We start from the raw sequence: 10,583 nt of genomic DNA, 5'->3' as shown, positions 1-10,583 counted from the left end.
GCCTTGATAGATCCATTTTTATTGACGACGATGGATGGCTATTTAACAGCTTGCACGGGTATGGATGCTCTGACACATGCTATTGAAGCTTACGTCTCAAATGCTTCATCACCATTTACAGATCTTCATGCACTTGAAGCGATAAGGCTAATTAGAAGTTCTTTAATCGAGCTCTATGAAAACCGTAAAAATGAAGAAGCACTCAATGAAATGATGTTGGCCAGTTTACATGCAGGCATTGCTTTCTCTAACGCAAGTCTGGGTGCAGTTCATGCCATGGCCCACAGTTTAGGAGGCTTATTTGATTTGCCACACGGTGAATGCAATAGTATCTTGCTAGAGCACGTGATTGATCATAACTTTGGGTATGCAGAGGATCGATATTTAAAAATTGCAGAAGCTTTTGGCATTGAGTCACCAACTAAAGAAAAATTAATTAAGGCAATTCAAGAAATGCGATTGACACTTGGCATTAAGGGAACCATTGATTTAGAGGTTAAAACAGATGAAATTTACAAGTTATCTGAGTTTGCTTTGATGGACCCATGCATGGTAACAAATCCTGTGGCAATGACAAATGAAGATGTCATTAAAGTCTTGGAAAGGGTATTAAAATATGATTCATAATAACAATGAAAGTTTGAGGCGAAAAATCATTGGCCTTGGTGAGAGTTCAAATCGAAAAAATTACTATCCAGAGCTGATGTCTAAAATTAAAGAGCTTGAAAAGATCAATGGACGAAATGATGCCTTGTTAAAAGCCATTCCGGACCTTCTTATCTTGCGCGATCATGAGGGAAACTATTTTGAATACTATGGTGAGGTGATATTGCCTGATGGCATGGGCCATGAGCCTATGAAAAAAATGGTTCTAGAAGCTATTTTTGAATCAGAATGGACTGATCGCATTACCAGTGCAATTGATGAAGTCCTCAACTTGATGGAGAGTCGTGCTTTCGAGATGGAAATTAAGGATCGGTGGTTCGAACTTAGGATTGTACCAACTGGCAAGGGTGAAGTTTTGTTGATTATTAGAGACATCACTGAGTCAAAGGATTTTTTTGAAAAGCTTGAATATATGGCAACAAGAGACTATTTGACGGATTTATACAATCGCTCTTATTTTGAAGAGAAATTAATGGGGCTATTTGCTGAACACAAAACCAATGTGGGCCTTATTCTTTTTGATATTGATGGCCTAAAGCTTATCAATGATGCCTTTGGTCATTTGGCTGGAGATCAAATGATTAGAGAAATCGCTGAGGTTATAAAAAGTCACTTTAGGGATCGTGGTATTATTGGAAGACTTGGTGGCGATGATTTTGGTGTTATACTAGAAAACATCAGTGAAAAGATACTTGATCGATTGACCCATGATTTGGATCAGAAATTTGAGCATTTTTATGCTCTGGACAAAAAAATAAAAATCAGTGTGAGCATAGGATATGCCATGAACTCTGATAAAATAAACGCTTCACATCTTCTCTTCGCAAAAGCAGACCAGATGATGTATCGCAAGAAATTGCTCAAAAGTGGCAGTGTGCGAAATGAGATTGTTACAACTATGATGAGCGCGCTTGAAGCAAGAGATTACATCACAGAGGGTCATGCTGAACGCCTTGAGTTTATTGCACTTTTTATCGGTCAGAAGCTCGAGTTGCCCCAGCAGCAGCTTGGTAGCATAAGATTGCTGGCTAAATTTCATGATTTTGGCAAGATTGGTATTCCGGATCATATTTTAATGAAGCCGGGGCCATTGACAGAAGAAGAAATGACCATTATGAAAACACATTGTGAGATTGGACAGAGGATTGCAAGTGCCTCAACAGAACTTGCACACATTGCTAATTTAATACTAATGCACCATGAACATTGGAATGGTGGTGGATATCCTCTGGGGCTTTCAGGTGAAAAAATCCCCATTGAATGTAGGATTCTTTCCTTGGCCGACGCATATGATGCCATGACAAACGATAGACCTTATCGGAAGGCTATGGCAAGAGAAGCGGTCCTTGAGGAAATATTAAAGTTTAAGGGGAAACAGTTTGATCCCAAGCTTACAGATTTATTTCTGGATCACATTTATGAGATTGAAATGCTAAAGGATGAAAAATAAACTTCATCACAGCATGATGCTCAAATCATGTTATATAAAATCTTTTAAGGTCTAAATCTTGTTTTAGCGCTTTTGATGGCTCCTGGCAAGTATAAGAATCTTGTCCAAGGACGAATGATGTATGTAAAAAAACCAAGTTTTTTAAACTTGGTTTTTGTTGTTTGCTTGATTCATCCCTTATGCTTTATTTTGAAAGTGCTTCTTGGCAAAGTGTAACGAAATCGCCAACTGCGATCGTAACGCCAGCCACGGCATCAGTGTGTGCATTTGATGTTAGAGTGATTTGGTCTACAGATTGATGATCAAGTAAAAAGGCTTCTACCTTTGCAGCTTGCTCATGCCACTCAGACGATGCGCCACCGTTTTTCACCATGCCGTAGTCGCCATCCATAGAGGCTGTTTTTTTATCTTTACCACCATTTTTGTTGGTACCATTCCAGTTGACTGCAACAATGTTTCCGTTGATTACAGTAAGCGAAACATTGTCTTTCCATCCAGATGAAGCAAAATCCTTGAGTTCAGCAAAATATGAACCGTCTTTGTATGGACCTTTACCAACAGGTCCCTTGCTTAACGCTTTTTCAACAAGGCCTGTAAAATCACCAACATGGATTGAAACGCCGGCAATTGCATCTGTATGGCCTTCAGCATCGGAAAGATTGATTGTTGCAACATCTTGTTTTTCAACTAAGAAGTTTTCAACGGATTCTGCTTGTACATGCCAATCAGCTTGAGCACCAGCAACCTTCATATCGTAATCGCCATCCATTGAAGCGGTTTTCTTGTCTTTACCAGCATTGACATTTGCCGCATTCCAATCAACTTTTGAAATCATACCATTTTCCACAGTAAGTGTGACAGTTGACTTCCAACCGGTTTCAGGGTTAAACTGATCTTCCTGAGCAAAGTAAATGCCGTCAGCATATTTGCCTGTTGCAGCAGGTTCAGTAGTCGCAGGGGCTGTTTCTTCTGCCGGTGCTGGTTGGCTTGCGGTAACTTCAGTTGTTTCAGGTTGTTCTTGTTTTGCACAACCGATAACCAGCGTACTGAGCAAGAAGATAACCATTAATATTGATATTAATTTTTTCATAATTCACCTCCGAAGGTAATAGCAAACAACTTAAATTAATTATATCCTTTTTTACTGAAAAGTAAACTATTGTAATTGGGGTATAAAGGATTTATCAAGCAGAAAAAATAGCGACCTATAGGCAAAACCGTTATAATAGTAGGAAGAGGTGATTTAGGATGTGTGGTAGATATTTATTAGATGCAGATTATGAGGCGTTAATTGAAAGGTATAAGATTTTTGAAGACTTTAGAGATGTTTATGAAAAGAAAATTGAAATTTTTCCGAGTCAATCTATTTTGACTGTTGTTCATAAGGATCATGGGAGAGCGATACAGGCGTTCGTTTGGGGCCTAAAGATCATGCCAAAGCGAAATTTGATAAATTCAAGAATTGAAACCATCTTGAGTGGTGATTTGTATAGTCGATTGCAACCCTGTATTGTCCCAGCTACGGGTTACTATGAATGGGAAAAGGTGCAAAAGCAGAAATGTAAAATTACTTCGGACACCGGTCTTCTAAATATGGCTGGTCTTTATGATTCAAGCTCTAAAACCGTGAGTATCATCACAACAAAGGCACATGCGTCCATTGAGCATGTTCATGATAGAATGCCCTTAATCATTGAGACAGAAGAACTTGAAAATTGGTTGACTTCATTGAAGATTAAAGCCTTTCTCAAAGATTTTGCCCATAAAAAAGCTCTAAACTTCACTGTGGAAAATTTAGAGCCAACCATGCAACTTTCTTTTTTTAATGATGATTTTATCAAATAAGGTGGCCTTCAAGATTATTCTTCAATAATCACAGCAGTTCCGTAAGCTAAAATTTCTGCTGCACCTTGGATAACGCTTGATGTGGTATAACGAATATTGACAATGGCATTTGCACCTTGGCTAAGGGCTTCATCTACCATCAATTTTGTAGCAATCTGTCGTGCTTCATTTAGCATTTCACTATATTCCTTCATTTCGCCGCCGACCAGATGTCGAAAGGCAGAGGCAATGTCTTTTCCAATATGTTTTGCGCGAATGGTGCTTCCCCTAACTAGCCCAATTGTTTGGATAATCTGTTTCCCAGGAATTTCAGGTGTATTAACCAATAACATAAAAAACCCTCCTTTGTGATATCATTGAAGCATCAATATTTTTTATAATCATCATTTTCATTTTTATAATCACGATAACGGTCAATAATAAGTGTAATGATCAAGGCAATTCCTATGATTAATAAACCAACAGCAGCGTCGTTGATAATGACGACCAAAAGATGGAGCGATGGCATAAATATCGTCGATATTGCTGCCAAAATAATACATACCATCAATACAACAAATGCAATACTAAGTTTTTTAATCATGTGGAATCGCTCCTTCCGTCATTTGACCGGCACGTTTATAAAAGTGCCTTACTGTGATAAAATTATAGTGTCTTAACCCTGTGTTCTTAATTTAATTTTAACAAAAAACACATTGGTGAGGTATTAAAAAACCATTAAATAATTGTGTGAGGTGGCATATGCTGGGGACAAATACAGCTCATTTTGATATAGAAGCATTAAGAAACCACGGTCTTGATTGTGCAGAAGTCTGTTTAGGAAGAGAGAAGCCTTTGAAAGCTAATCAGATCAAGATTTATACTGATTTGGAACGTGCCAATCAACTTGGATTGCCAATATCTGTTCACCTGCCGATAGAGATGCCTAAGCGCTTCACACGTGATTACTTGGATGCTATGTTCTTAGAAGCAGACGACCAGCAACGTGAAATTGCCTTTGAAATGTTGACCTTAAATTTCGAAAAGCTGTCAAGTTATCAAATTCAGTATTATGTAGTCCATTTTCCGGGCGTCATAACTAACAAAGAAGACTCACAGGTTTTTTTAAAGCGATTAAGGGGTGTTCTGGAGAGAATGGATACAATCGCCAAGACCTACAATGTGACCTTGCTGCTTGAGTATTTTGGATCCAATGTTAACTTTTATGAACCACAGCAATGGATTGACGAGATAGAACCCTTTTCTAATCTGGGCATATTGGTAGACACAGGTCATTTATATTTTGCGTCGATCATTTGGTCGTTTGATTTTATGAGGGTACTTAGTCAATTTTCAAAGGTTGCAAAGGCATATCATATCTGGACAACCATGGGGAGCCAAGTTTATGGCCAAAGTGAAGTCTATCAAAAATACAAACACATCGTGCCCCATCTTAATCAAAAAAAGGCAGAAGGATGGGCTTTTGATACCAAAGAGGTTCTTGACTTAATAATGAGAAGGGATAAGCCCATTATTATTGAGGCAGCGCCATTGTTTATGGGCGAAAAGTACTATAAAGACGGGATAAAAAGCATGGTGGATTATTTTCAGAATTGTTAAATATTTGTTAACATATTCAAAAAAAAGGTGCAGAATTCAAGAAAATGAGTATTGACAATGATTACGAGACGTTGTATAATATTTGACAATTTATGTTTGTGATGTTACAATAATTTTAGCTATAGTATAAGGATGGTGGTAAAGTTGGCAACTAGACAGACATTAGATGATATCAAAAGAAATGTGCAAGACTGTTTGGGTAAAAAGGTCATCCTAAGAACGAATAAGGGAAAACGCAAAGCAAAAGTTAGAGAAGGCATTATACAAGATGCTTTTCCAAGTGTTTTTACCGTTCGTGTTGATGAAGGTAGAGATTCGGAGAGAACAATGTCATTTAGCTACTCAGACATATTAACAGAGTCTGTTGAAGTTACAATTTTGGGTACGGCCGATAAAATAATGGTTTCGTGAAAATAAGGGTGGGAACCTTATTTTTTTTTGTCTAAAATGGGGTTAATCATAAAAAAAGTAAAAAATTAGGCAATATAACATGCTTAACTATTGGTGAATTGTGAGAAAATTTAAAAAAATTAAAAACAATTTTATTAAATCTAATTCATTAATATACATTTGCATATCAGGGGTATGTGGACATAAAAAAGGTATAAGTCAGTGAACGGGTAAAATAACGACCCGAACTTACAAAAAATGTAATTTTATTCATTGGATGAATATACAGGGTCTGTATAAAAAAACAACAACATCCCAAAAACATTGAAAAATCGGGGTTGATTAAGTTAAAAAACTAGTGTTATACTAGTTGTGGAAGTCAACAAAATGAATAAAATACCATATTCTGGTAGTGGCTGAAAGAGGGGTTAATATGAATCAAAATGGATTACAAGTCTATTCGGAAATCGGAAAACTTAAAAAAGTACTACTACACAGACCTGGTGAAGAAATTGAGAACCTTACACCTGACTTAATGGAGAGACTGCTTTTCGACGATATTCCATACTTAAAAGTAGCGCGTGAGGAACATGATGCGTTTGCAGATGTTTTTAGGAATAATGGCGTTGAAGTATTATACCTTGAGAAATTAATGTCTGAAACAATGAAGGACTCATCGGTAAAAGAAATTTTTATAGAAGAGTTTGTAAAAGAAGCGGGCATTATCAACAAAACGAGAATGGAGCAAGTTAAAGCTTATTATGAAAGCTTTAAGGACAATCAACTTCTTGTTGATAAAATGATGGCAGGTATAAGAAGCGAAGAATTTAAAGTAGGTTTATCTTATTCTTTAGCAGATATGATTGAGTCGGATTACCCATTTGTGGTCGATCCAATGCCTAATCTTTATTTTACAAGAGATCCATTTGCAACAATTGGAACAGGAATTTCGCTTAATAAGATGCGAACTGTAACAAGACGACGTGAAACGATTTTCGCCAAGTATATTTTTAAATATCATCCAATGTTTAAAAATGTAGAGATTCCTTATTGGTATGATCGTGACCAACCTTATTCAATAGAAGGTGGCGATGAACTCGTTTTAAGCGAAAAGGTCATCGCGATCGGTGTATCTGAAAGAACAGACGCTGCTGCGATTGATACAATTGCCAAACGCGTGTTTGCTGATGGTCAGCCTTTTGAGACCATTTTGGCATTTGACATTCCAAAAGAGCGTGCATTTATGCACCTTGATACCGTGTTTACAATGGTGGACCACAATAAGTTCACAATTCATCCTGAAATTGAAGGGCCCCTAACGGTTTATTCAATTCAAAGAGGTGATGGCAAAGGTGAGTATGTTATCGAAAAAGAAACAAAAAAATTAGAAGACATTTTAACAAAATATCTTGATGGTGATCAAGTTAAACTCATCAGATGTGGTGGCAAACGCGGAATAGATGCTGGCAGAGAACAATGGAATGACGGCTCAAATACACTTGCAATAGCACCTGGTGAAGTTATCGTCTACTCAAGAAACCATGTGACAAATAGATTATTAGAAGAAGAAGGCATCAAACTGCACATCATACCATCTTCGGAGTTATCAAGAGGCCGAGGCGGTCCAAGATGTATGTCAATGCCACTTTACAGAGAAAAATTGTAAAATTTATAAAAAACCTATTGACCTTGGAGCTACTCCAAGGTTTATCATCTGAATTAAAAGAGGCTTGTTATTTGATCACCAGATATTGAGGTTTAAATAGAAGTTGAAACTTCAATAATTAGATGCATTATCTTAAAACTTAATGTAAAATGATGGTGTAGGTAATAAACCGAACTTAAGCTAGATGCTTAAAAATATAATTAAACCATTTTAAGGAGGAACAGCTCATGCCTGTAAATTTAAAAGGAAGACATTTATTGACTTTAAAAGATTTCACTTCTGAAGAAATTAGATATTTATTAAACCTTTCTAGAGACTTAAAAGCTAAGAAACGTGCTGGAATCAGAGGCAATCTTTTAGAAGGCAAAAATATCGTTTTATTATTTGAAAAAGCTTCTACAAGAACGAGATGTGCATTTGAGGTTGCTGCATTTGATGAAGGCGCTCAAGTAACATTTTTAACAAATAGCCAAATGGGCAAAAAAGAAAGTATCGAAGATACTGCTAAAGTTCTTGGCAGATTCTATGATGGTATTGAATTTAGAGGATTTAAACAAGAAACTGTTGAAGATTTAGCTAAATTTGCTGGCGTACCAGTTTGGAATGGTTTAACTGACATGTATCACCCAACTCAAATCCTAGCAGACTTCTTAACAATTACTGAGCATGTTGCAAAGCCGCTTAACAAAGTTAAATTTGTTTATGCTGGTGATGCTAGAAATAATATGGGTAATTCTTTAATGATTGGTGCTGCTAAAATGGGAATGCACTTCGTTGCACTTGCGCCAAAAGAGTTATGGCCAACTGAAGATTTAGTTGCTGAAATGAAAGAAGTTTGTAAAGAAACTGGTGGTCAAATCGAATTAAGCGAATCTGTTGATGCTGTTAAAGGCGCAGATGTTATTTATACAGATGTTTGGGTTTCTATGGGTGAAGAGCATATGTTCGCTGAGAGAATCAAGCAATTAAAGCCATACCAAGTAAATATGGATATGATCAAGAAAACTGAAAACAGCGATGTAATCTTTATGCACTGTTTACCAGCTTTCCATGACCAAATGACTGAAGTGGGTGTACAAGTTAAGGAAGCTCATGGTATCGATGAAATGGAAGTTACTGACGAAGTGTTCAGAAGCAAACATTCAGTTGTATTTGATGAAGCAGAAAATAGAATGCACACAATCAAAGCAATTATGGTTTCAACAATCGGTAATTTGTAATCCGTTAACATTGTACTAATATTAAACTGCTTGTATGATTAAATTGCGCCTCGATATGAGGCGCTTACCAATTATATAAGTTATAGGAGGGCTTTTTTATGAAAATGAAGGATAAAATCGTTGTTGCTCTAGGCGGTAACGCACTTGGAAAAAATCCAGAAGAGCAATTACAGCTTGTTAAACATACTGCTAAACCAATTGTTGATCTTATTGCTGCTGGACATGAAGTTATCTTAGCACATGGTAACGGACCACAAGTTGGCATGATCAATCTTGCAATGTCAACTGCTTCTCAATCAGAAGCAAAAACACCTGAAATGCCTTTTCCAGAGTGTGGTGCAATGAGCCAAGGCTACATTGGATATCACCTTCAAAATGCTATTAGAGAAGAACTTTTAAATAGAGACATGGCAATTCCAGTTGCAACTGTCATTACACAAGTCGTTGTAGATAAGAATGATCCAGCATTCTCTCACCCAACAAAACCAATTGGCGCTTTTTATTCTAAAGAAGAAGCCGACCAAATGATCGCTGAAAAAGGTTATGTAATGGTTGAAGACGCAGGCAGAGGCTATAGAAGAGTTGTTGCTTCTCCAATGCCAGTGGATGTTGCTGAAAAAGAAACCGTTGAAGCTTTAGTTGAAAAGGGACACATTGTTATCACTGTTGGTGGTGGCGGTATTCCAGTTTATAAAGAAGGCAACAAACTTATTGGAATTCCAGCTGTAATCGATAAGGATTTTGCATCTGAAAAAATTGCAGAGCTCTTAGATGCTGATTATTTGATCATCCTTACAGCAGTTGAAAAGGTTGCGATTAACTTTGGTAAACCAGAAGAAAAATGGTTATCAACTTTATCGCCTGAAGAAGCAGATCAATATATTGCTGAAGGACACTTTGCACCAGGCAGTATGTTGCCTAAGGTTCAAGCAGCACTTAAGTTTGCTAATTCTAAGCCAGGTAGAAAGGCCTTGATCACTTCTCTTGAAAAAGCAAAAGAGGGCATCGAAGGCTCAACGGGTACTCTAGTGGTAAACAACAAGTAATCCTATTTACCTAAATCAAAGACACAGACAAACACCGATTTCCTATAAATCGGTGTTTTTTTTCTACAATTTTAGAATTAATTAAGAAAAGTTTTAAAGACAGTTTAGATTTAGGGCGTATTATAAAGAAAATCTATTTTTAAAAGGGGAAATAGCGCAATGTGGGGAAATACATATGATAAAGCAATGGGCGAATTGGAAATTAGAAATGTCCAAATCAACTGTGACGCTCACAGTGTGGAGGTCTCTGGCTGCGAAATACCACTGACAAGACTTGAATACAGGTTTCTTTTATATCTCGTCGAGCATGAAAACAAAGCAATCAGTCGTGAGGAGCTCTTAAATGAAATATGGCAAATTGAGTATCCAATAGAAACAAGAGCAACTGATGACACTGTCAAAAGGCTGAGAAAAAAACTCAAGGATGCAAATGCAGACCTTGAAATAGAAACCATAAGAGGCTATGGTTTTATTATTAAAAAAAAGAAGACCGTTAAATAGAAAAGAGAGGTAGTATCCCAGTGGATAAAACCTCTCTTTTTCATTGGTCATCAACCAGTATTTTATTCTGAAACGTCAAAGAATGAACTGAGGTCCATTTTAGAAGAACTTAAGTATTGGTTGATTGCATAATTTTGTAAAAAGTTATTGGTGAAGTTAGAGCTGGTGTCAGAGTTTGAAGAGGTTGATGTATCATCATC

General features: G+C 36.9%; 12 protein-coding genes. 9 read left to right on the top strand and 3 right to left on the bottom strand.

Features of this window, described 5'->3' with window-relative positions; genetic code table 11:
* Window positions 1–627 (top strand): dehydroquinate synthase/iron-containing alcohol dehydrogenase family protein (locus AC220I_RS12955; RefSeq protein WP_486724263.1); only part of this gene is annotated, 627 nt, incomplete at its 5' end.
* Window positions 617–2,116: a bifunctional diguanylate cyclase/phosphohydrolase gene (locus AC220I_RS12950; protein ID WP_486724262.1), complete on the top strand. Its 1,500-nt coding sequence runs from the start codon at window positions 617–619 to the stop codon at window positions 2,114–2,116. The genes AC220I_RS12955 and AC220I_RS12950, both read left to right, overlap by 11 nt.
* A gap of 184 nt (window positions 2,117–2,300) precedes the next feature.
* Here the strand turns inward: AC220I_RS12950 and AC220I_RS12945 are convergent, their stop codons facing one another.
* Complete coding sequence (locus AC220I_RS12945; RefSeq protein ID WP_486724261.1) at window positions 2,301–3,206, bottom strand: hypothetical protein; 906 nt, start codon at window positions 3,204–3,206, stop codon at window positions 2,301–2,303.
* 158 nt (window positions 3,207–3,364) lie between these two features.
* Here AC220I_RS12945 and AC220I_RS12940 point away from each other — a divergent pair, with 158 nt between their 5' ends.
* Entirely contained in the window at window positions 3,365–3,961 is a 597-nt protein-coding gene (locus AC220I_RS12940; RefSeq protein ID WP_486724260.1) for an SOS response-associated peptidase family protein, read from the top strand.
* A gap of 14 nt (window positions 3,962–3,975) precedes the next feature.
* Here the strand turns inward: AC220I_RS12940 and AC220I_RS12935 are convergent, their stop codons facing one another.
* Complete coding sequence (locus tag AC220I_RS12935) at window positions 3,976–4,293, bottom strand: YbjQ family protein (RefSeq protein ID WP_486724259.1); 318 nt, start codon at window positions 4,291–4,293, stop codon at window positions 3,976–3,978.
* A 32-nt stretch (window positions 4,294–4,325) separates the two neighbouring features.
* Window positions 4,326–4,544: a hypothetical protein gene (locus tag AC220I_RS12930; protein WP_486724258.1), complete on the bottom strand. Its 219-nt coding sequence runs from the start codon at window positions 4,542–4,544 to the stop codon at window positions 4,326–4,328.
* Between the two features lie 158 nt (window positions 4,545–4,702).
* Between AC220I_RS12930 and AC220I_RS12925 the strand changes: the two genes are divergently transcribed.
* The 6 genes from AC220I_RS12925 (at window position 4,703) to AC220I_RS12900 (ending at window position 10,383) form a co-directional block, all read left to right on the top strand.
* Window positions 4,703–5,560 (top strand): sugar phosphate isomerase/epimerase family protein, encoded by an 858-nt coding sequence (locus AC220I_RS12925; protein WP_486724257.1) that lies wholly within the window; start codon window positions 4,703–4,705, stop codon window positions 5,558–5,560.
* Window positions 5,561–5,704: 144 nt separating this feature from the next.
* A complete protein-coding gene (locus tag AC220I_RS12920) occupies window positions 5,705–5,971 on the top strand; it encodes a Veg family protein (protein ID WP_486724256.1) in 267 nt (88 codons plus the stop codon).
* 412 nt (window positions 5,972–6,383) lie between these two features.
* Entirely contained in the window at window positions 6,384–7,616 is a 1,233-nt protein-coding gene (arcA, locus tag AC220I_RS12915; RefSeq protein WP_486724255.1) for an arginine deiminase, read from the top strand.
* A 227-nt stretch (window positions 7,617–7,843) separates the two neighbouring features.
* Window positions 7,844–8,836, top strand: coding sequence for an ornithine carbamoyltransferase (gene argF / locus AC220I_RS12910; RefSeq protein WP_486724254.1), 993 nt, complete (start codon window positions 7,844–7,846; stop codon window positions 8,834–8,836).
* Window positions 8,837–8,940: 104 nt separating this feature from the next.
* Complete coding sequence (arcC, locus tag AC220I_RS12905) at window positions 8,941–9,882, top strand: carbamate kinase (RefSeq protein WP_486724264.1); 942 nt, start codon at window positions 8,941–8,943, stop codon at window positions 9,880–9,882.
* A 159-nt stretch (window positions 9,883–10,041) separates the two neighbouring features.
* Window positions 10,042–10,383 carry a winged helix-turn-helix domain-containing protein gene (locus tag AC220I_RS12900; protein WP_486724253.1) on the top strand — a complete coding sequence of 114 codons (342 nt, stop codon included), beginning with the start codon at window positions 10,042–10,044 and terminating at the stop codon, window positions 10,381–10,383.
* Window positions 10,384–10,583 lie beyond the last annotated feature (200 nt).

Source organism: Fusibacter sp. (assembly GCF_057447755.1).
The sequence above is the reverse complement of the archived record's forward strand: the minus strand, read 5'-3'. Positions and strand labels throughout refer to the sequence as shown.